The organism is Veillonella rogosae JCM 15642 (assembly GCF_002959775.1).
GTDB classification, from domain to species: Bacteria; Bacillota; Negativicutes; order Veillonellales; family Veillonellaceae; genus Veillonella; species Veillonella rogosae.
In genome coordinates, this window is sequence record NZ_PPCX01000015.1 from 60455 (window position 1) to 83471 (window position 23017).

Below are 23017 nucleotides of genomic sequence, written 5' to 3' on the forward strand. Positions count from 1 at the left end.
CAGATTATCGTGTAGGTAACACAATATTTTGACCAGATGGTTTACTTGGATTCATTGCATTTGGCAAATCTTCAACAGTTGTATTTAGATCTGTATCAGCCGCTACAACAGCAACAAATTTTTGACCTGGTTCATAGTAAATATTAGTCCCCTTCATGAAGAGACCACCTACTAAGCTAACAGCCGCAGCAACCGCAACTGCACCATTGTCAGAATGACCTTTACCTTTTATTTGAGCATCTAGAGGAACAGATACACCATTAATAGTCTTAATTTCATTAATGCTAAATTCTAATCGTCCCTTACGTCCAAACATACCATTTTTTCTAGATTTAGTAATCGTACCTAATACTTCTTGATTAACTGGTATTACCACAACATCATTGATAAGAAGATTTTCCAGTGTTTTTAATCTAAATGTATTTCCTTCTTTACTTCTTCTAGAGCTAATTGGAGTAATTAATTCTAATTCAATCTTAGTATCCTTAGGAATATAAGCATGACCATTAGCAATTGAGCTTGTACGTACACTTGTAGACATTTCATCACTTTTTAAAAGTTGAATTCGATTAACACCAGATGGCATTTCCGTTTTTACAAGAGCACTATCAGTCTTAGGTTGTTCTACTACACTTTCTCCATGAACAACAGTCGGCATTAAGCAGCCTAAACTAATACAGCCTACAGCAAGAAGTTTCAAAAGAGCTTTAGAAGATTTCATATGTACCCCCAAAACAAATAAAAACATATAACTATACATTACGTGTTTAGTATAGCACATTATGAATTTTTAATGAACTTCTTGTTACAGCAAAATACAAGTCTTAAAATTATAGAGATTAATGTATATTTTATAAAAAATATTAAATAAATAACATTTACAGCACATTAACTTCATCATAGATTGGTTGAACAATCCATTCACCATTTGTATTCATTACGCCCCATTTACCTTTAGATTTTACTGGTGCATAACCATGTCTAAACATAGCTGCTTGACTGATAGTTTTATCCTTATCACGGAATAAAACCTTACCAGTTTCATCGATTAATTGATATTCAGCAGAACCTTTATGTACCCATGCATATTGACCACCAAAGACATCAATAGACATATCTTTTAATGTAGTGAATACAACTTGTCCACTATTCATATCAATTAACTGTCTATTTTCACCTTTTACAACAGACATACGTGTAGGACTAACAAAATCAATAGAATCAAATACAAATGGAACGACTTGTTTTCCTGTTACCACATTAAAGACACCAGACTTTTCATTATCTTTGTTTTTTAGCACAATTAAGCTGCTGGAATAATCCATTATACCAGCATCATAGTTACCAGGCTGAATCACGTATTGGCCTTGACGATTCATGAAGCCAAGTTTGCCTTCATTTTTAACTAAAGTACCATGCTCTGTCATTGGCCATACCGCATCATTTTTACTGTCAATTACAATGTTGCCATTACGGTCAAGATAACCACGTTTTACACCATCGTAAACTGGATTCCATGCATCACCATAGTAAAACCCACCATGATTACTTAAACCAATACCGACTGCCAAGCCAAGTAAACCACCGAAGTTAAACTTACTAATATGGCGTCTATATTCTGCTAAACCGTTCTTATATGGATCGATATCATTTGTAGGTGCTTCGAAAACTGTATTACCACTACCATCAATAGCAACTGTTTTACCTTTTGCATTTTTAACAAATGCACGATCTTCGCTAAATCCAGTATAAACCTCTTTAAATTGAGGTTCGATTACAGTTTTCCCAGACGCATCATTAAAGCCCCATTTGCTTTTTACAGAGAAAGAAGTATAGGAGCTACTTGCATACTCAGTATTATCCTTTTGAACATTGCCATCAAGAGCAGCATCAGCTATAGCTTTACGTGTATATTTATCAGTCTTATAGTGTTGATACGCTTCTTCACTATTCGCCGCTACCGCTGTACCATCACCTTTAATATGTTCTAATTCTTTTTTTCTTCTTACAAAGAATGTACCGTCCGCGGAAATGCTAGATTCCATTTCTTTAAATTGTGCCTCAAGTAATACTTTACCATCAGTACCAACTAACCCCCATTTACCACTTTGTTTAACCATAGCCAATTGGCCAAGCTTAATATAACCATCATTTGCTACTACATTTTGTAATGCTTTGATAGCTTCTGGAGCTTTTTGCTGAGGACTAATAATCGGTGCCGCTACATAATCACCTAACCGCCCAAGGCCTACAGATACAGATGCACCGCTAGATTTAGTAGAAGTTTTTTCCGTACTAGAAACCGTTGCAGAAGACGTAGATGTGGAATGTTGTTCACGTGTAACTCGAGTACTAGTAGATGTTGGTGTATCATGGTTTGTTACGGTAGTACTACTTGTAGATTCTGTGGCTGCAAAAGCTGTTGTAGACATAGCCGCCAACACACAAGCGACTAATAAGGATTTCTTGTTAAGATTCATAAACCTCTCCTTTTACAAATTAAACTCAGGTACAAAACAATAATAACTATACCAAAGCCATATATTAAAAAATATATAAAATTTATTAACATAAATTATACTATACAGACCTTCCAAAAGACAACAAAGGATGAAAAATTCTTCATTTACCATTTATTTGATATAATAAAAGCTATGAAAACAGCAACGATAATCGACTTGATTGTAGATTCTGATGTACATACACAGTCTATGAATCATATTATAAAACAACAACATATTTCTCAGCGCATGAGGCGGCGTCTACGAAACGAGGGCATCATAATCGTTAATGATGAGCCCGCCACTTGGAATACTCTAGTTCACGGTGGAGATCATCTTGTCATGAAGTTAACGCCAGAACAGGAATTCAGCCTCAGTCCTATGGATTTAGATATCGTCTATGAAGACGAGCACATCTTGGTCATTAACAAAGCGGCTGGTGTTCTTATGCATCCCACCTCGACCGTGCGAGATCATACACTAGCTAACGGAGTGCTATATTACTATCAAGAAACTCATCAGCATTATGATTTCCATCCGGTACACCGATTAGATAAAGATACATCTGGTATTGTCATCATCGCTAAGACTTCAGTAGTGCAACATGCATTTGATAAAAAGCATACACACTTCCATAAATCTTACGATGCTATCGTTGAGGGAAAACTTCCCGCTGTACCTTTAACCATTAATTGGCCTATAGGGCGTAAACCAGGTAGTATCATTGAGCGCTATTGTACTAATGAAGGAAAGCCTGCTCGCACCGATATAACCGTTATTAGCCATAATACTAGACCTATAGTTGATAAAAGTCCTATTATCGATAGTAATACTATTATCGGTAGTAACAATATGGCTGATAGGAATTGTGAGACGCACTTCACTCACCTGCAATGCTTATTACACACAGGGCGCACCCATCAGATTCGAGTTCATGTATCTCAATTGGGCTATCCCCTTGCGGGCGATGACTTATATGGGGGCCATTTAGATTATATCCAGCGCCAAGCACTACACGCAGCGCGAGTTAGCTTTCACCATCCAATGACAAATAAATGGCTCGAGCTAAGTGCGGACATGCCACAGGATATGAAAGATCTAATACAGTAATTCATAAAACAATCAACCAATCACTCAAAATTTACCCACGTGGGTCATTAAACAGAGGCTTTTTTTATGCATAAGTTATACAAAAAATATTGGCCCTTTATAGTGTTTCTTGATATACTTAATTTGATTGATATATGATTGCAATAACACTAGTATTTCATCTAGTTTTTAGTTGCTCAAAATACTGCAGTCACAGTATTAATAACAGATATGACAGGCCTAAGGGCCAAGGAGGACAACATGCCATTAGTTACTACTACAGAAATGTTTAAAAAAGCCTACGAAGGTGGCTACGCTATCGGCGCTTTCAACGTAAACAACATGGAAATCGTACAAGGTATCGTAGACGCTGCTAAAGAGGAACAATCCCCTCTTATCTTGCAAGTATCTGCGGGCGCTCGTAAATATGCGAAACATATTTACCTTGTTAAACTTGTGGAAGCAGCTCTTGAAGACAGCAATTTACCAATCGCGCTTCACCTTGACCACGGCGATTCCTTCGAAATTTGTAAAGACTGCGTAGACGGCGGTTTCACTTCCGTAATGATCGACGCTTCTCACCATGACTTCGACGAAAACGTACGCATTACAAAACAAGTTGTTGAATATGCACACGCTCACGGCGTAGTAGTAGAAGCAGAATTGGGCCGTTTGGCTGGTGTTGAAGACGATGTAAATGTATCTGATGCGGATGCACGCTTCACTGATCCAGAACAAGCTGCTGAATTCGTTCACCTTACAGGCGTAGACTCCTTAGCAATCGCTATCGGTACTAGCCACGGCGCTTACAAATTCAAAGGCGACCCTTACCTTGACTTCGATCGTTTGAAAAAAGTGGGCGAATTATTGCCTAACTTCCCAATCGTATTGCACGGCGCTTCCTCCGTATTGCCTGAATTCGTAGCTAAATGTAACGAATTCGGTGGCAACATCCCTGGTGCACAAGGTGTACCTGAAGCAATGCTTCGTCAAGCAGCTCAAATGTCCGTATGTAAAATCAACATCGATACAGACCTTCGTCTTGCTATGACTGCATCTGTACGTGAATACTTGGCTCAAAACCCATCTGAGTTTGACCCTCGTAAATACTTAGGACCTGCTCGTGATGCTATTAAAGGCATGGTAGCTCACAAAATTAAAAACGTGTTAGGTTCTTCCAACACTCTATAATCTATGGCTAGCGGATTTTTAAAAGGAACATTAATCCTCACCATAGCCGGCTTTGTGGTGAAAGCCATCGGTAGTATTAACTGGATTCTACTATCCCGTATTTTAGGCGGTGAAGGTATCGGTATCTATCAGATGGCCTTCCCAATTTATTTATTGCTATTACAAGTTTCAAGCGCAGGTGTGCCAATTGCCATCTCTATTTTGACGGCAGAGCGGTTAGCTCTCAACGACTACACGGGGGCTAAACGAGTATTTAACATTTCCTTTACAATGCTCACCATTACAGGTCTAATAGCCAGTCTTGCCATGTTCTTTGGCGCCGATTGGCTCATCTCAAGTGGTATCATTCAGGAAAGTCGTGCCTACTACTCCCTTATTGCGCTAGCTCCAGCCATCTTCTTTGTTACTTGGATATCCTGCTTCCGCGGTTACATCCAAGGTTACGAAATGATGACACCAACGGCGATGAGCCAAATTGTAGAGCAAATATTACGGGTTGTGGTGATGCTAGGTGCGGCAGCTATCTTGTTACCATACGGTTTGCCTGAGGCAGCCGGCGGTGCGAGTTTAGGTGCAGGTATCGGTGCCTTTGGTGCCTTCCTAGTCTTGTTATATTATTACTATAAATTGCCTAAGGCGCCTACTACAGGTGAAAGCTTTGAAGGTGAACGAGAATCTACTAAAGAGGTTTTATCGCGCCTCATCTGGCTTGCCTTACCAATCTCCTTAGCAAGTATTATGTTGCCATTGACGGCTAACCTTGATTTGATCATCGTACCACGTCGTTTATTGGTGGCAGGCTTCTCACTCAATGAAGCAACGGAACTATTTGGTTACTTAACAGGTATGGCGGTACCGCTTATTAACTTGGCTACCATTATTACGGCAGCCCTTGCAACAAGCATTGTACCATCTATCTCTCATGCCTTCGCTAAGCGTGATCATGAAGGTATCTACGACCGTACGGCCGGTGCTATGCGCCTATCCTTTATGGGTACTGTACCGTTCACGGTTATGCTCTATGTATTGGCAGCGCCAACAGTTACCTTGATCTATAATGCGCCTAAGGCTGAAATGGCAACACAAATCGTGGCCTTTGCCATCTTCTTCCTCGGCATTCATCAAGTAACGACTGGCATCTTACAAGGCCTAGGAAAACCTAGAATTCCAGTGGTAAACATGGCCATTGCCATCATTATCAAGGTAATCTTAAACTGGAACTTAACGGCAATTCCAGAACTTGGCATCGGTGGTGCTGCGTGGGCAACTGTAGCAGATATCGGCTTTGCAGCCTTACTCAACTTGATTTATATCAAAAAATATACAGGCTACTTCCTCGACTTCTCCATCCTTTGGAAAAACGTGGTTAGTGCAGGTATCATGGGCGTGCTCATCTATATGAGCTACCAAGCTCTCTCTACTACACTACCTATGTGGGCTAACTTCTTACTTACAGGTATCGAAGGCTTAGTATTGTACGTAATTATTATGGTTCTCCTAAAAGGCCTTGATAAAAACGACGGTGCTAGCATGCCACTTGTGGGTAGATTCTTTAGATAAGCTGTATATACTTACAAAATGAAATAGGTTCCTAATAGTCACCCATGTGACTATTAGGAACCTATTTTTTAAATACATTTTCGAGAAGCGAGAGCTGGCTACCAACCATTTATGCCCTGCTTATGGATACATTGTACCATAAAAATAAGGAGAAGGAAATTAACCTTCTCCTTATTTTATGCCGTTATTCCTAACATAGTAAGGATTTCCATAATAATTGGTATTACTACCACAAATAATATGGTACTAATCATGACAAGGCCTGTAGCAAAGGGCAAATCGGATTTTGCTTCGTTAGCTACGATTGGCAATACCGCAATGACGGGACCAGCCGATTGCACTACAAATGTAATAATAGCAATTGGCTCTAGTACTATACCTGCTCCATATTGTAAGGCCATAATCACACAGAACATAATGATGGGTGAAATCACAAAACGACCTACGATACCACCGATAGAATCTTTATTGAGGCTCATGCTCTTTAAGCCTGCATCATGAAGGACAATACCAATATAAATCAAAGATAATGGGGTTACCATATCACCTAAATAATTCAGTGTATTATGTAAAATTGGGGCCAACGGAATTTCAAAGAATAAAAAGATTAAGGCTGTAAAGAAACCTAATAATGGCGGTGGTAATAACTTCTTCCAATCAAACTTAGGCTTTTGAGCTGTAGTGGACTGAACTGAGGAGCTACTCCCAACTTGATGCCACTCATCATTAGCTAAGCCATTTTCCACAGTTGGCAGCGGATCTAATTCAATTAAAAATACCCCTACGAGCCATACAGATATGGTATTACCAATATAATAGAGTAAGAAATAGGGTAACGCTTCAGGTCCAAAGAGTGCTATCTGCACAGGTAAACCTATAAATAAGCAGTTATCATTCACCACCATATTGATAAAAATACCGCGCCGCCCTTTAGGTACTTTCAACAGTTTCATCATGATGAAAGCAACGATATAGGCAATTACATAGGTTAGCATAACTACTAACATGCCATATCGTAAATCCCATAGGTCAGACATATGTAGGTGATGTAATACAGAAACAAAGACGCCAGCCGGCAAAATGACGGACATGATAAAGCGCGATAAATTACTACTGAAGGTCGGGTTAAACATGCCCCGCCCTTTTAAGAAATATCCTAACGAAATGAGTAGCACTATCGGTATGATACTCTGCAAGGATGTGAGAAAAACCATAATAAACCTCCCGAACAGTTGATTCGTAGTCTATCATAACATGTTTTCATCGATTTTAGAAAACCGTTCTAATAATAGACTCACCTTGCTATTCACTTATTGTATATCCATACAGAATAACTACCCTATAATAACGGTACATAGTATTAACCATAAAATCTTTATAATTCAATAAATTAATAGTATAAATTATTCAAAAAATCATTTATACTTAAAGAGTAAATATACAATATAGTTCGTACATGAGGTGATAGTATGAAAAAACCATATATCGGTATCTCTGGTAGTATCTTACTAGGTAGCGCTGGTTCTGATGTAGACCTTCCACGCTCCTATGTAAACCTTGATTACACTCGCTCTATTGAAGAAGCTGGTGGCATTCCTATTATTATTCCTTTCACAACAAATCTTGAAATTATTCAAGATACAGTAGCTCATCTCGATGGTCTACTATTATCTGGCGGTCATGATGTGTACCCACTACACTATGGTGAAGAACCATTACAAAAATTGGGCGAAGTATGGCCTGAACGTGATCATTTTGATTTTGCTTTGTTGAAAGCTGCTGAAGAAAGACAAATTCCTATCTTTGGTATTTGTCGCGGCATGCAAGTATTAAATGTATACCGTGGCGGCTCCTTGTATCAAGATTTAAGCTACGACGAAACTTGTACAATAAAACATGCTCAAAATCAAACGCCTGAATTAGGTACGCATACAGTTGATATTGAATTCGAAACCAATCTTGCTAGTGCAATTGGTCGTTCTACTTGGGTTACAAACTCTCACCACCATCAAAGTGTAAAAACAGTTGGTAAGGGCTTACAAGTTGTAGCTCGCGCTAAAGACGGCACTGTAGAGGGCTTAGAAGATTCCTCCTACCCTTGGATGGTAGCTACTCAGTTCCACCCTGAAATGATGACACCAAAAGATCAAAGTGCAACACGTTTATTTGATGCATTCATTGCAGCGGCTCAAAAAAACTAAAGAAAATAATAGCAAAGCTCCACACCTTAGGCGTGGAGCTTTTGTTGTGTTATATCTCTTCGTTATAATCCTCAGAAAGGTCTTCTTCAATATAGCCTACATCATCGGAAGCTTCGTCTTCATCTCGTGTATCAATATAGATACTGATAAGAGCTAGCGCTCCCTCTTCATTAAGTGTAGCTATGAGGCTCATTGGACCATATGTCAAAATGAGTCCATCCTCTTCATCACGGATGATATGAGGCACCGCATCAAAGTGTTGGTTCATAAGCTGATCAAAATAATCCTCTACATCGAGGCCACTTTCAAGGGTTATAGATTCAGCATCGCCCTTTTGGAATACTACACGAGTATCTTCATCGATATATTGATAGAAATCATCTACATCTACATTCGCCGTTTCAAGCCACATACTTAAGGCTGCAAGCCAATCTTTCACAGTCGTTGGCGGCGTAATAAAAGCATACTCACTTTCATCAGCGCCAAAGCGAAGATCATCATACTCAATACTATAATTTTCCTGACTAGAAACGATGCGGTCTACTAGGCCCTCATCGTTGACATCTACGAAAATCATGTACACGTAATTATCGCCGCTTTCATAAGAAACAGTCAAACCATGACGCCCCTCATGGAATAGCGCATCCTCCTCGTACACATCGGTAATATACATGACCTTGCACGTAACAGGCACATTGTCTGCCTTGATGGACTCAGCCATAGATGACAAGAATTCAATCGTTTCATTGCGATTGCGACCAATAATGCCCCGACCAGTGGACATGTATTCGCAATCTTCGGCTAGAATATTTTCAATGCCGTGAATATCTGCGGATTCAAGAATAGATTTTATCAATAAAAGAGCTTGTATTTCAGTCATACTACGCCTCCTATGTATGGTAATAGTTACTGTTATTATTGTATCACAAATCCATCATATAATAAGCTTTATCCTTTGTTTTTCTAGCTGTTCATCATATAATTAAATACATATAGATTCCAATTGGAGGTTACCATGAAATATACAACCATCGTTTTCGATTGTGACGGCACATTGCTCGATACATCTACAGATTTATATAATTCCGTGAACTATGTACTGCGTAAACATAATTTCCCTGAGCGCTCTATGGCTGAGGTGAAAGCAAAACTCGGCAATGCAGTAGCTTATTTAATGCGTCATTGCTTACCAAGTACTGTGGCAGATAGCGATTTAGAATCATATATCGATGAGTTTAAAGCCTACTATGGAGAGCATTTAAAAGATACAACTGCACCCTATGATGGTATTCTAGACATGCTAGACCTATTACGTGAAAAAGGATATAAAATAGCTATTGTGTCCAATAAAATACAAGAAGGTGTTACGCCCCTAAATAAAGAATACTTTGGCGATCGCTTACCTGTTGCTATCGGTGAAAGACCGGGCTTACAACGTAAACCTGCTCCAGATATGGTACTCCAAGCATTAAAAGAGTTAAACTCTACTCCTGAAGAATCCATCTATATAGGTGATTCTGAAGTAGACGTAGCAACAGCAGAAAACTCTGGCTTACTTTGCATTGGTGTTACATGGGGCTTTAGAGAGGAATCCTTACTTCATGAGCTTGGTGTTAAACACATCGCCCGTAAAGCAGAAGATATTATTACTATTATTGAAGAGTTAAACAAATAGTACGTCAACCTATAACAAATTCATATGAATTAAAGCATTTATAACGTAAAACCGTAATAATATGGGAATTAATTTATATCATTTCCTATTTATCGGGATTTTCCTTTTATTTTCTCTATTTTATTTCATTTTTCACGTTATACTATTTACGCATGGTTACTAGCTTCTATCTATTGCCTTAAAAATGTGATATATGTTACATTTATGAGGCAGTACTTTCACATGGACACGCCGTCAATTCAATAGTTAGTGTATTGAACAGGAGATGACAGCATAAAATCATGTGACTATTTTACTGTATAGTTGTAGTTAGTTGTCCCCCACGGAGAAATGAGGAACAAATGGAAAACGAAGTAAGAAAAGTTGAAATGAGCGAAAATGTAGCTGATCCTACCGGTCTTGGTCTACTTGGTCTCGCTGTAGTATGTTTTGTAGTATCCACGTCCCGCGTAGGCTGGTCTGGTCCTACAACATCTGTTATTATCCCTTGGGCAGTTTTATTAGGTTCTATCGCCCAATTAATGGCAAGTTATTTTGATTTCAAGAAAAACAATCCATTCGGCTCTGTTGTATTCGGTGCTTACGGTTTGTTCTGGTCTGCTATGGCTGGCGTTTGGTTGATCCAAATGGGCTCCTTCGGTCCTGAAATTCAAAAAGGTTTTGATGTAACACAATTGGCATTCGCTTTTGTAGGCTTCTTAATCTTCTCTATCTTTGGTACAATTGCATCTTTAAAAACAAACAAAGTTGTATTTGCTATCATGTTCTTAATCTGCTTCCTATTCTTAGGTCTAGCAACAGACCTCTTCCTAGGCGGCAAAACAGGCTTCTTCGCTCTTGCAGCATGGTCTGAATTATTCATCTCCCTATTGGGCTTCTACGGTTCCGGTGCCGTTCTTGTTAACAAAGTATTTGGTAAAACTGTATTCCCTATGGGTAAAAGCATTCTATAATAGTTCAATAACCATATAAATGACTTGCACGATAAAAGAGGTTCCTATTGGTCACCTAGGTGACTATTAGGGACCTCTAAATTATTTACTTTTACGTTCCACATCGCTATATTAAAATTGAGGCCTATAAATGGCTCCATTCTTAGCTAACTTTATAGAGATTGGCAGTAAGATTTCCATCAATTGAATCATTAGTATGATATAATATTAGATTATTAAGTTATGTATTTGGAAGGAGAAATATGTAATGCAACAATCATGGAAAATTGCATTTGCCTACATAGGTGTTATTGTAGGTGCAGGACTCTCGAGTGGACAAGATCTTCTACAATATTTTATAAGTTTTGGCCAAATAGGTCTTATTGGTGTTCTATTACTAGGTCTATTAAATGCCGCATTTGGTAAAATCATGCTTTCTTTGGGGAGCTACTATCGTGCAGACAATCATGAAGAAGTTTTTACACAGATTTCCCATCCTATTATTACAAGAATACTTGATTTTGTACTAATCGCTGGTAGCTTTATTATGGGCTTCGTTATGATAGCCGGTGCAGGATCAAACTTAGAACAACAATTTGGACTTCCTTTTTGGGTTGGCGGATTAATTTGCTCACTTTTAATCATAACCGTATCATTTATGGACTTTGATAAAATTACCAGTGTTCTAGGTGTTTTTACACCTATCATGATTGTAATGATATTCATCATTACAGGTTACTCTTTTATTGGTAAAAGTCATGATTGGGCTGCGTTAGATACTATAGCCCACACAATCAAACCAGCCACAAGCAATGTATGGTTTTCTGTCATTAATTATTATTCTCTATGTGCTATGACAGCTGTTTCTATGGCCTTTATTTTAGGTGGTTCTGTTGTTCGTATTGGTATAGCTGAAAAAGGTGGCACTCGTGGCGGCCTATTAGTCGGATTAGTTGTTTTTATAGCAGCTATCTCTATTTATGCAAATCTAGATACAGTAAAAGATGCAGATTTGCCGATTCTTGCTATTGCCAATCAAATTCATCCTTGGCTAGCATATATATATGCAATCACAGTCTTTTCACTTATTTTTAATACAGCATTCTCTCTTTTTTATTCTATTGCTAGACGTTTTGCCAACGGCAGTACGAAAAGAATGAGAATTGTTATTATTTCTGTAGTAATCATAGGATATATATGTAGTTTCTTTGGTTTTAAAGATTTGATTAGTATCCTCTACCCAATTCTCGGTTATATGGGACTATTACTCCTAATTATTCTTATTTATGGCTGGCTCCGCGATCGTAAAGATATCATTATGGAAAAACTCTTCCGAAGAAAGATGATCCATTTATCACTAAAAAAACATAGTCCTCACAAAATACTATCAGAAGAAGAACGTGAACTATTCCACACATTAGGTGATATTAGTCAAGCAGATACAAAAGCTCTAAAAGAAGATATTCATGATGTAGCAAAAGAGATACTTTCAAATACGGAAACAGTTCAAGACTTAAAAGACTATGTGGAAGAGCATCTCTCAGTAGACGAAGAAGTTATACATCAAAATATCAATATTCTACAAGAACAACAGGAAGAATCAAAATCAACTGAATCTTCTAAAGGTAGACCTATCAAAAAGTCTCATATAAATAACAATAAAGTAAAATGAATAACGAGGAAATAATGACCAGTGTAGAATTAGAAATTATATTAAAAGCTGGAAAAATACTTCTTAGTAGTGGTGCTGAAATCAGTCGTACAGAGGATACTATGAACTACATAGCACGAGCTATGAATTTTAAAGATTTAGAAGCTTACGTATCCAATAGAGGTATTTTTGCAACTGCTAAGAAAGCTGATGGAACTGAAATTACTCGTATTTGTAACGTTCCTGAAGTCGATATTAACCTCAGTAAAATTGAATCTGTTAATGCTCTCTCCCGACGTGTCACACAAAAAAATATTACTATTGAGGAGATTGAAAGTGAACTTAATCAAATTGATACCATGCCAGACTATTCTTTTTTTTGGAGATTAGTAGCTTATACGTTAGGAGCTTCGGGCTTTAGCTATGCAATTGGTAGTTCTATAACAGACTCTATAATTGCCGGTATTATAGGCTTAATATTAGGCGTCTATATGTGCACGATTAAAAGAATACTTAACTCAGATGTATTAATCACCATTTTAGGTAGTATTCTAATAGCCTTATTGGGTAATCTCTTTATCCACTTTGAATTAGGCTCCAACCTATCAGTTATATTACTAGGAGCCATGATTGACATTGTTCCCGGAGTTCCTTTCGTCAATGCTATTAGAGAGTATAGCCAGAATAACTATAATACAGGAATAACCCTTATGATGGGTGCGTTACTTACCTGTATTTCCATGGCTGTAGGGGTCGCAGTAGTACAATCACTACTCTTCAACACACAAATGATTCCTCTTTATACCTCTAATTTAGATACTAATTCCTTAACCTCTATGTTTATGCGTAGTATAATGGCTGGTATTGGTACGACAGCATTTGCAATCTTATTCCGTGTAGCTAAACAACATTTTATCGATTGTACAATATTAGGATTCATCTCATGGTTCTTGTTCTTAACATTATCTTCACTACAGTCTAATGTTATGCTCTCCATATTCATCAGTGGTTTTATCATCGCCATAGCATCAAGAATATTGGCTGTTAAACGGAAATGCCCTGCTATAGTTTTCCTAATGACTAGCTTATTCCCTTTACTACCAGGGCTCAGCTTTTATCGATCCATTTATTATATGCTAATGGGACAAGAAACTATTGCCATTAGCTTCGCAAAAGAATCCTTTTTGATAGCTTTTACAATTGCTATATCTATCGTAATTGTAAAACATATAAAACCACCACAAATCAAAAAATATACTTATAAGTAATATAACCTTATATCAAATTCATGTAAATTAAAGCATTATAAAAGAGGTTCCTATAAGTCACTACTATGACTATTAGGAACCTCTTTTATTTATAACTATATTGTGCTAATTAGATATCACTTATTTATAACTGAACTGCGCATCCATAATCATTTGGCGCAACTGCTCAATGCGAACACCTTCAGGTAGCTTGTCTCTATAAAACTGCAAATTATAATAGTAACGAGTATCTTCATAATCTGTAACTAATACCATATCCGTCCTATTATGTAATGGCCAGCCATACATAAATTCGGCTAGCAAACTACGCACACCATCATTATTGACCTCTATTACATCATGCTTAATAGGCAATACCATCTTTACGGTAGGTTCTGGAATCGTTCTATCTTCAACAATTCTTTTAACCTTTTTATCTAAGGATACACTACCATTATCAATCAATCTAGCCTTTACATGCATAAATACCCCATCAGAGGTTCTAAACACCCTACCATCAATGTCCTTTGTTTCACCCTGCGTTTCGATAGCATCCTTTAATACTCGGAATTGATACGGCCCATAAAACTTTGTATCTGTAATAGCATCTAATGCCGCATCATACTGACCATTATGTACATTCGTAACATGCATAACAGGTTTTATATCGCTAGCTTGTGAAAGCATCGGTACGGCTAAACACAAACCTAAGCTTAGTAATGTGATACAACGTTTCATATGAGGCTCCCTCTCCCTAAAAACTATTATCTTATTTGTATTGTAACATAATTAATCTATTCCATTATAATAGTTACAAAACGAAAGAGGTTCCTATTGGTCACCTAGGTGACTATTAGGAACCTCTAATCTATTTACTTTTATAATTAACGGCACTATATTGAAATTGAGGCCTCTAAATGGGTCCAGCCTTTGCTAATCTTCTAGAGATTGGCGGTGATCAATATGAGTACATTTAAAGTGTTATCGTTAATGATCTCCTTTGGGATACTTGTAGCGACCATTATCATGGCAGCAAAGTGATTGACCTCTAGCTGAAGGCTAGCTTTCTAATCGTGGCATGAAAAAAGGCCCGACATTGAGAGTCAGACCGTTTCTTCAATTTTAAATTACTAGAAGCGAAGTCTGGCGCCGAAACCATTTATGCCTCACTTTGATATAAATTATATCATATCTAAACAGGGAAAGGAATCCAAGGATTTCTTTCCCTGTTATCATTCTACGCCGATTAGGTATATATATTCTCATTAGACTCTTCTATTTTATTATAAATAATCCACTTCACCTTTATAAGTATTTCCTAAATTTGCAATTTTAGCATCGGAAATAATGGTATGAAGTAAACCAATATTATAATCACTTGTAGCACGATTATAATCAATTGTATGAATATACAGATTATGAGCATCTTGAGTACTAAAATGTAATTCACCAGTGCCATCTTCATACTCAAACACTATGAACACACCAGGAGCACCATCATTCCATATATACTTATGGCTGCCATGACGCATATTGGGCTTCAGTCTTAACTGTGCTTGTGTAATCCTTAGAATATCTGCCATATTGGCCCAAATCGGACCTTTATGTTCGTATGGGTGCACGCTAATAGTCTGTGTAATACCACCTGATGTTTTATACACCTTTATATTATCCGAACCGGTGCTCTCCTCTACTGCATTATTCAAAACCCTATACGAATAGTCATTATAACTTTCAAAATGACTAGACTCATTTAAACGAGCTAATGGAGAAATGGTTGGCACAAGATAATTGGCTATAATATCCTCAATGCCTCGCTTACCAATTCCCCGTTCACCATCTTCTCTAACCAATAAAGTAATAACATATTGTGTATTAGGTTCGTTCGGCAAAGCAAAAGAAATGTCATTGGCCACAAAACTAGGTGTCTCCTTTGTTTTCATAGTACTCCAACGTCCATTTATAATATTGTCTCTTTTGAAAGTACTACCATCAATACTGGATACATCATATTGATCTTGCTGCATATTTGTCCATTTTTCTTTCAACGCAGAGCGTACATCATTTTGCGTCAATGTATTATAAGGCTTGCCCAAATACTGTGCACTTTCTTCATAGGGACGAGATTCCATAGATAAACTTGTATAAATAAAAGGATGGTTAAATCTATAGAGAGAGCCATCAGTTCCAGCTATGCCAGGAAGTGGAACCATTTGCGTGCCACCTCTAAAAGCTGTAAATGGCAACGTATAAGACAGCCCCCCTTCTGCAGTATGCATATGTACCTCTGTTACAGCATTATATTGAGCCCTCGATATAGAATAATTTAGATTTCTACGTTGGTCAGCAGTCATTTCATTAAGACGAAAGAGTATCTCCGCTTCTTCACGATCACCACCAGCACTTATAGCCTTATAGATTCTTTCGTTAAGAATCTTATCCATTAAATCATTCTTATACATTTCATTGCCCACAACTTTCGGATTATAGCCTGGTAACTCTTGGGCATTACCACACCCACTCAAACACAGGACAGCAATTAAAAAGCCCAATAACAAAGATTTTCTAAACATAATTTCTCCTCAATAAGCACTAACTATATTTTGTATATTGTAACATACTCATATAGTAATAAAATAATAACAAAAAAGGTTCCTATTGGTCACATAGGTGACTATTAGGAACCTCTCATCTATTTACTTTTATTATTTACACATCTATATTGAAGTTGAGGCCTCTAAATGGGTCCAGCCTTTGCTAATCTTCTAGAGATTGGCGGTGATCAATATGAGTACATTCAAAGTATTATCATTGATGATTTCCTTTGGCATACTTGTAGCGACCATTATCATGGCAGCAAAGTGATTGACCTCTAGCTAAAAGTTAGCTTTCTAATCGTGGTATGAAAAAAGGCCCGACATAGAAGTCAGACCGTTTCTTCAATTTTAAAACTTTAGAAGCGAAGTCTGGCGACCAAACCATTTATGCCTCACTTTGATATAAATTATATCATATCTAAATAGGGAAGGGAATTAGACAATTTCCTTCCCTATTTAGTTTATAAACCTTACAGTTGTTATAACAGAGTGACTTATATCATCGACAAGATATAGTATCAAGTGATATATTATTAATATATCACTACTGGGCTGACGGATACGTAGAATTGACTACATGCACAGTAGCACACATCGTGTGATCGCCGACCGTCTGGGCAAGCTTTTGTTCAGGCGGTCTTTTTTTATTTTCTTGTAGCAAATAATACTGTACAAAGTTTTAATCATCTCACCTATATGAAAGGAGTTTTCTTATGAGAAATCGCTGGCTTATTGCTCTAGCAGCCATTGGTCTACATATATCTATCGGTAGCGTGTACGCATGGAGCGTGCTCACACGACCTATTATGGCAGATATGGGATTTACTATGTCTCAAACAACATGGACCTTCTCCTTAGCTATCCTGATGCTTGGATTATCTGCAGGCTTTTTAGGATCTTTTGCAGAAAAAATAGGTCCCAAGAAAAGCGGACTTCTTTCAATGTTATTCTGGGTGGCAGGCCTACTAGGTACAGCCTATGCACTTAGCATACATAATCTCACCTTACTCTATCTCTTCTATGGTATCATCGGTGGTATTGGACTAGGTATTGGTTATATAACACCAGTGTCTACGCTCGTAAAATACTTTCCAAATCGCCCAGGATTTGCCACCGGATTAGCCATTATGGGTTTTGGATTTGCTTCACTCATTGCGGGCCCGCTTATGCAATTCCTCGTAGCTCAAGTTGGATTAGTAAATAACTTCATTATCCTCGGAGTAATCTATCTAGTGATTATGGGTGCCTCTTCGCTCTATTTGAAAGCACCTCAACCAAAACAACCACCACGAACTACGAAAGATAAATCCACTATGTACGTTCACAACCATGGTATGCTAGCCAATGATGCTATGAAAACTTGGCAATTTGGTGCCCTTTGGTGGATTTTCTTTATTAATATTACTTGTGGTATAGGTCTTCTATCCTTAGCGTCCCCTATGGCACAAGAAACTATTGGTATGACACCTGCAGCAGCTGCATCACTAGTTGGTATCATCGGTATCTTCAATGGTGGAGGTCGCATTGCGTGGTCTACTATCTCCGACTACATTGGCCGAGCACAAACTTACATACTATTCTTTATTCTACAAATCATCGCATTCTACGTACTTGCCGAAACCAATAATGCTCTAACATTCCAAGTTTTAATTCTTCTCATTATCACCTGCTATGGCGGCGGATTCGCCTGTATGCCAGCATATCTTGCAGACCTCTATGGAATACGCCAACTCTCCACTATTCATGGCCGCATTCTGACGGCTTGGGGATTAGCTGGTATAGTTGGTCCTATGCTCGTGTCATACTTTCACGAAGCAGGATATGGCTATACTACAGCCTTAGTATGCTTTGCTCTTCTATTTGTATTAAATACAATTATTGCTATAATCTTAAAAATATACGGCAAACGAGGTCTGCATAAAAGATACTGTTAAAGCCCCCGAACTAATTACAAAACGAAAAAGGTTCCTATTGGTCACCTAGGTGACTATTAGGAACCTCTAATCCATTTACTTTTATTATTCATAACATTATATTGAACTTGAGGCCTCTAAATGGGTCCAGCCTTTGCTAATCTTCTAGAGATTGGCGGTGATCAATATGAGTACATTCAAAGTGTTATCGCTGATGATTTCCTTTGGCATACTTGTGGCGACCATTATCATGGCAGCAAAGTGATTGACCTCTAGCTGAAAGCTAGCTTTCTAATTGGGGCATGAAAAAAGGCCCGACATAGAAGTCAGACCGTTTCTTCAACATTAAATTCTAGAAGCGAAGTCTGGCGTCGAAACCATTTATGCCTCACTATGATATAAATTATATCATATCTAAACAGGGAAAGAAATCGTATGATTTCTTTCCCTATTTTATTTATAAAAAATAAGGATTAGATAAACCAAATATCCTCTTGATACATATTACCAGTGTCAGATAATGTTGCATCTGTAATTAATTTTCGTAACTGCGCCTTAGTATATGTACTATTATCTAAGGGATATTGGATTGAATTTTGGTACTTAAAACTGTCATCATAAGTAGTAAACATCAATATACCCTGTCGATTATCTAATTCAAGATCTAGTAATAAACCTGGCATACCATCATTCCAAACAAAGGAATGACTACCTTTGGTAATCTTTTGGGATCCAGGAAATCCAAAGAACTCAGCAGTCTTATTATCTAGTTTATGTAACAGATCAATTTCGTCAAATGAACTAAATATACCCTTTCCCAAATTATTTGCAGGGTCAATCAAAATTTGTTGCCTTATATCTTTATCAACTGTGAAAGTTACACCATCTATTTTAACATTAGGGTTATTTTCTTCAACGGCTGTTTTAGGAACTCTAAAAGAATATTTCTTATAGTTTTCTACTCTGCTATAGTCATCTAAATCTCGAAGAGAATGAATTGAAGGCAATACATAATTAGCCATTATTGTATTAATATCATTTGATGTGACACTCTCCGTTACACGAGGATACAGAATAACATTATATGCTTGCTTAGGATGCTTACTCAACTCAAAATTTAAAGCAGTAATGTCCATATCTACAGCACCAGTAAGAGTTATTTTTCTCCAGTAACTTTTACTAAGACCATCATATTTAAAAACCATATCTGTTTTATCAGGAGAATATGGCATTTTATTTTCAATAATAGCAGTAACAATCATTGGGGACTGAAATAAATAACCTGCCGTTGCATCCGGAAAATCACTTAATGCCTCTTTTTGTACTGCACTAAATGGTAATGTTACTGATAGACCACCCTTTTTATTATGTAAATTCACTACTGTGTTACCATCAAACTTACGGCGTTCAATAGTATAAATCTCATTCTTTAAGGCTTCTACTGCATCGTCATCTACAACAACACCAAACTCTTGATTAAAACGCTCTTTAGAATAAGCGGAAAATGAATCTGCCTTCTTTTTTAATCTCTCATCATATGTAGACTCAATTTTATCAGTCGTATATACCGCCTGTACATATGCATCACGCGAAATACTCGGATCTGCACCGGGAATATTCACATCAACAGCATAACTAGAAACACTAATAGCGCTCAATACAATAGCACTTAATAATAATCGTTTTAACATATACCTCTCTCCACAAAATAGTAATTTTAACTGTATTGTAACATAATAAGAACACAATTATGAATACGATTACAAAACGAAAAAGGTTCCTATTGCTCACCTAGGTGACTATTAGGAACCTCTAATCTATTTACTTTTATTATTGACAACACTATATTAAACTTGAGGCCTCTAAATGGGTCCAGCCTTTGCTAATCAACTCGAGGATTGGCGGTGATGAATATGAGTACATTCAAAGTGTTATCGTTAATGATTTCCTTTGGCATACTTGTAGCAACCATTATCATGGCAGCAAAATGATTGACCTCTAGCTAAAAGCTAGCTTTCTAATTGGGGCATGAAAAAAGGTCAGACATAGAAGTCAGACCGTTTCTTCAAATTTTTACTTTAGAAGCGAAGTCTGGCGTCGAAACCATTTATGCCTCACTTTGATATAAATTATATCATATTAAAACAAGGAAAGAAATCTAATGGTTTCTTTCCTTGTTTTAGTTTGTAAGTAATAAATACCGATTTAATCTAATTCTACTTCTTCAAGAAAGACTTCCAAGGGCGTTCTATAATTTAGAAGCTTGATCCACGTTCCCAAGCAGAATAAGGTCGAGCAAAATAAATAGACAAGGTTTCATTTTCTAAATTAGATATCTCTGAAAACTCTAAACCGTTATCTGCAGTTATTGTTTTACATAAGCAAGCTAGATTAACATCTTTAAACGTATTTAACCATGCATGCAGTGTTTCTTTTACATCAGTAGCTCGTGCTGAGGGACACCGTAAAGCCACATACAATCTGCTTTTACGCTCAAGTAAAGAGACTAAAACATGGTCTGTCTTATCTTTTGTTCCACGGACGGTGTCTAATTCCCAATGTCCGAATTCCTCGCGCGTTTCAATATTAGGATCGCGAAGTTCTATGGATTTACCAAGTTCTCGCTTATGTTTTCTAGAAATAGATTTTCGTTGGGAACGCCGTACTACCAATGGTAAATCAATTGCTTTTATACCTAATACACCTTTGTGAAGATAGTTATATAAAATTTTAGTACAAACCATTTCATTACGCATAAATAAACCCTTATGTTTAGCATATCCAACAGCAGCATCAAATGACCAATGATCAGCTAGAGTCTTGCTTTCAATCCAATTTATAAAAGATTCTATAGCACCAATTCTCATGGTATTAAAGGAGCCAACACGTTGTCTTTCGTATGTTGCTTGTCCAGAATCAGCTAAATATACAAGTTGAGATTTACCTTGTCGAATTTGAATTACAGTACCACGTTTTAATTCTGTATAAATAGTTGTTCTAGAACGGCCCAGTGAATGTGAAATTGCAGCAATACTATCTCCTAGAACGATTCTCTTTTCTAAATAAAATCGTTCTTCGAAGTTTAAGTGTTTGTTTATGCGTAATGTCGTGTTATGATTATTGTAGTCCATAGTGATTACCTCGGTTATATTTTGATTAGACACCTAAATCATAACACAAGGTTCACTATGGATTTTTTATGTATTCAATTTCATTCTACAATTAAGCATCGAATTATAATAGTCAATTACATCCTTAAGATTTATATATTCCTCACGAATATATAGACCATCAATGTGTTGTCTATCAACGTGTACTACAGTTTCACTTTCACCGGATGTAGGTATGATTAAAGCATTTCTAATAATGGCATCTTTATATTTACCACGCAAGTAATAGTAATAAAATGCTTGCTTATAATTAAATGCATTCACATCATTTGAAAAATACTTAGAATCGAATAATAAGATTAATTGTTGTCTTCTATTAGTTATGATGTTTAAGTAATGATCAAACTGTATTGAAAATCGACTACGTTCACCTTTTTTACGTTGCTCGATATCCATGTTATCTGGTTTTATTATATTTAGCTTGGTAGGTTGTAGCTCCTTAGTAATTTTATAATCATGTCCCATAATTTGGAGATGACTAGATAGATAGGCGTTTACCATACGCTCCCAGAACCATTCAAAATACAGAGTTAAAAACTTAGAGGACTTACTACGATTACTTTTCCATTGAAAGTATGTTATCAAGGAATTCAATAACAATCGTTCATGATCCTTGAAAAAACGACCAACTAATGTTTGTAATTTAGAGATACAAAAATGGTACTCGTCAAAAATAGGATTATAAAATTGACGCTTATAAGGATGAATATCATCTAATAAAGATTGAAAGGAATTATAAAAGTCATATAACACATAATCCATACATTCAGTAATAAAAATTGCCTCATCATATTCACAGTTAACTATAAATTGAGAATATATAAAATTTCCATCACTTAATAAAGGACGAATTGAATTAATTGTTTGATTCCAATTGATGTGCCCTTTATAACCTTTAGAGGTATCCCTTATTTGACGATGATATAATCCAAGCTCTAAATAATATCTAAGAATATGATGATATGAATCTACAGGAATCGTGTCAGTTAATTGTCCAGGCTCAACTCCATACAATTGTCTATCTTGCTCTATAATATGTAATATGTCTTTCATCGATTGTAATATCCATAACTTCTCATCTCGTGAAGTGACTTTACCAACATTATAGTGCTTAGGAAAGGATAGTAGAATATTACCTTCTTTCACTACCATCCCTACAAACGAGCAGGTCAACCTCTCATTATATCGATCACAATATGAATAAATATCCCAATCATTACAAAAAGACTCTGTCAAATTATCACCATCATTAATAATTTCAAAGTGATAGTCCAATACATCCTTTTCCAT

Annotated in this window: 21 protein-coding genes, 1 pseudogene and 1 riboswitch; of the genes and pseudogenes, 13 read left to right on the top strand and 9 right to left on the bottom strand. The window is 36.9% G+C overall.

The window, feature by feature from the left end:
• Positions 1-4: 4 nt before the first annotated feature.
• A complete protein-coding gene (locus VRHSUH09_RS10180) occupies positions 5-721 on the bottom strand; it encodes a hypothetical protein (protein ID WP_060924179.1) in 717 nt (238 codons plus the stop codon).
• 157 nt (positions 722-878) lie between these two features.
• Positions 879-2480, bottom strand: a complete 1602-nt coding sequence (locus VRHSUH09_RS10185) for a WG repeat-containing protein (RefSeq protein ID WP_105082106.1) — start codon at positions 2478-2480, stop codon at positions 879-881.
• A gap of 174 nt (positions 2481-2654) precedes the next feature.
• Here VRHSUH09_RS10185 and VRHSUH09_RS10190 point away from each other — a divergent pair, with 174 nt between their 5' ends.
• From VRHSUH09_RS10190 to VRHSUH09_RS10200, 3 genes are all read left to right on the top strand, one after another.
• On the top strand, positions 2655-3611 hold the full coding sequence (locus tag VRHSUH09_RS10190; RefSeq protein ID WP_105082107.1) for an RluA family pseudouridine synthase: 957 nt from the start codon (positions 2655-2657) through the stop codon (positions 3609-3611).
• Positions 3612-3851: 240 nt separating this feature from the next.
• Positions 3852-4781, top strand: a complete 930-nt coding sequence (fba, locus tag VRHSUH09_RS10195) for a class II fructose-1,6-bisphosphate aldolase (RefSeq protein WP_009351719.1) — start codon at positions 3852-3854, stop codon at positions 4779-4781.
• 3 nt (positions 4782-4784) lie between these two features.
• Complete coding sequence (locus VRHSUH09_RS10200; protein WP_009351762.1) at positions 4785-6341, top strand: putative polysaccharide biosynthesis protein; 1557 nt, start codon at positions 4785-4787, stop codon at positions 6339-6341.
• 176 nt (positions 6342-6517) lie between these two features.
• Here VRHSUH09_RS10200 and VRHSUH09_RS10205 read toward each other — a convergent pair whose 3' ends face one another.
• Positions 6518-7555, bottom strand: coding sequence for an AEC family transporter (locus VRHSUH09_RS10205; protein ID WP_105082108.1), 1038 nt, complete (start codon positions 7553-7555; stop codon positions 6518-6520).
• A gap of 255 nt (positions 7556-7810) precedes the next feature.
• On the opposite strand from VRHSUH09_RS10205, the gene VRHSUH09_RS10210 reads away from it, so the two are divergent.
• Positions 7811-8542 carry a gamma-glutamyl-gamma-aminobutyrate hydrolase family protein gene (locus tag VRHSUH09_RS10210; RefSeq protein ID WP_009351763.1) on the top strand — a complete coding sequence of 244 codons (732 nt, stop codon included), beginning with the start codon at positions 7811-7813 and terminating at the stop codon, positions 8540-8542.
• Between the two features lie 49 nt (positions 8543-8591).
• Here VRHSUH09_RS10210 and VRHSUH09_RS10215 read toward each other — a convergent pair whose 3' ends face one another.
• The gene (locus VRHSUH09_RS10215; RefSeq protein ID WP_105082109.1) at positions 8592-9422 is read right to left on the bottom strand and encodes a hypothetical protein; all 831 of its coding nucleotides are present in this window, start codon (positions 9420-9422) and stop codon (positions 8592-8594) included.
• A 135-nt stretch (positions 9423-9557) separates the two neighbouring features.
• Between VRHSUH09_RS10215 and VRHSUH09_RS10220 the strand changes: the two genes are divergently transcribed.
• The 4 genes from VRHSUH09_RS10220 to VRHSUH09_RS10235 all read left to right on the top strand — a co-directional run bounded on the left by VRHSUH09_RS10220 (position 9558) and on the right by VRHSUH09_RS10235 (position 14068).
• Positions 9558-10217, top strand: coding sequence for an HAD family hydrolase (locus VRHSUH09_RS10220; protein ID WP_105082110.1), 660 nt, complete (start codon positions 9558-9560; stop codon positions 10215-10217).
• 341 nt (positions 10218-10558) lie between these two features.
• The gene (locus tag VRHSUH09_RS10225; protein ID WP_105082111.1) at positions 10559-11170 is read left to right on the top strand and encodes an acetate uptake transporter; all 612 of its coding nucleotides are present in this window, start codon (positions 10559-10561) and stop codon (positions 11168-11170) included.
• A gap of 247 nt (positions 11171-11417) precedes the next feature.
• A complete protein-coding gene (locus tag VRHSUH09_RS10230; RefSeq protein WP_105082112.1) occupies positions 11418-12821 on the top strand; it encodes a YkvI family membrane protein in 1404 nt (467 codons plus the stop codon).
• Between the two features lie 14 nt (positions 12822-12835).
• On the top strand, positions 12836-14068 hold the full coding sequence (locus VRHSUH09_RS10235; RefSeq protein WP_105082113.1) for a threonine/serine exporter family protein: 1233 nt from the start codon (positions 12836-12838) through the stop codon (positions 14066-14068).
• A gap of 120 nt (positions 14069-14188) precedes the next feature.
• Here the strand turns inward: VRHSUH09_RS10235 and VRHSUH09_RS10240 are convergent, their stop codons facing one another.
• The gene (locus tag VRHSUH09_RS10240; protein WP_105082114.1) at positions 14189-14785 is read right to left on the bottom strand and encodes a hypothetical protein; all 597 of its coding nucleotides are present in this window, start codon (positions 14783-14785) and stop codon (positions 14189-14191) included.
• Between the two features lie 252 nt (positions 14786-15037).
• Between VRHSUH09_RS10240 and VRHSUH09_RS10695 the strand changes: the two genes are divergently transcribed.
• A complete protein-coding gene (locus tag VRHSUH09_RS10695) occupies positions 15038-15088 on the top strand; it encodes a hypothetical protein (protein ID WP_353511575.1) in 51 nt (16 codons plus the stop codon).
• A 242-nt stretch (positions 15089-15330) separates the two neighbouring features.
• On the opposite strand, the gene VRHSUH09_RS10245 is transcribed toward VRHSUH09_RS10695, so the two are convergent.
• Entirely contained in the window at positions 15331-16620 is a 1290-nt protein-coding gene (locus tag VRHSUH09_RS10245) for a hypothetical protein (RefSeq protein ID WP_105082115.1), read from the bottom strand.
• 168 nt (positions 16621-16788) lie between these two features.
• On the opposite strand from VRHSUH09_RS10245, the gene VRHSUH09_RS10720 reads away from it, so the two are divergent.
• The 3 genes from VRHSUH09_RS10720 (at position 16789) to VRHSUH09_RS10725 (ending at position 18833) form a co-directional block, all read left to right on the top strand.
• Positions 16789-16923 (top strand): hypothetical protein, encoded by a 135-nt coding sequence (locus VRHSUH09_RS10720; protein ID WP_009351704.1) that lies wholly within the window; start codon positions 16789-16791, stop codon positions 16921-16923.
• 259 nt (positions 16924-17182) lie between these two features.
• Positions 17183-17270, top strand: a riboswitch (ZMP/ZTP riboswitch).
• An 87-nt stretch (positions 17271-17357) separates the two neighbouring features.
• Positions 17358-18578, top strand: a complete 1221-nt coding sequence (locus tag VRHSUH09_RS10250; protein WP_105082116.1) for an L-lactate MFS transporter — start codon at positions 17358-17360, stop codon at positions 18576-18578.
• A 120-nt stretch (positions 18579-18698) separates the two neighbouring features.
• A complete protein-coding gene (locus tag VRHSUH09_RS10725) occupies positions 18699-18833 on the top strand; it encodes a hypothetical protein (RefSeq protein ID WP_276329525.1) in 135 nt (44 codons plus the stop codon).
• Between the two features lie 197 nt (positions 18834-19030).
• Here VRHSUH09_RS10725 and VRHSUH09_RS10255 read toward each other — a convergent pair whose 3' ends face one another.
• Positions 19031-20248 carry a hypothetical protein gene (locus VRHSUH09_RS10255; RefSeq protein WP_105082117.1) on the bottom strand — a complete coding sequence of 406 codons (1218 nt, stop codon included), beginning with the start codon at positions 20246-20248 and terminating at the stop codon, positions 19031-19033.
• Between the two features lie 249 nt (positions 20249-20497).
• Between VRHSUH09_RS10255 and VRHSUH09_RS10710 the strand changes: the two genes are divergently transcribed.
• Entirely contained in the window at positions 20498-20548 is a 51-nt protein-coding gene (locus VRHSUH09_RS10710; protein WP_353511575.1) for a hypothetical protein, read from the top strand.
• 270 nt (positions 20549-20818) lie between these two features.
• Here VRHSUH09_RS10710 and VRHSUH09_RS10260 read toward each other — a convergent pair.
• A pseudogene (locus VRHSUH09_RS10260) lies at positions 20819-21688 on the bottom strand (IS30 family transposase); the annotation flags it as partial.
• Between the two features lie 66 nt (positions 21689-21754).
• Positions 21755-23017, bottom strand: a complete 1263-nt coding sequence (locus tag VRHSUH09_RS10265) for an LlaJI family restriction endonuclease (RefSeq protein ID WP_054748373.1) — start codon at positions 23015-23017, stop codon at positions 21755-21757.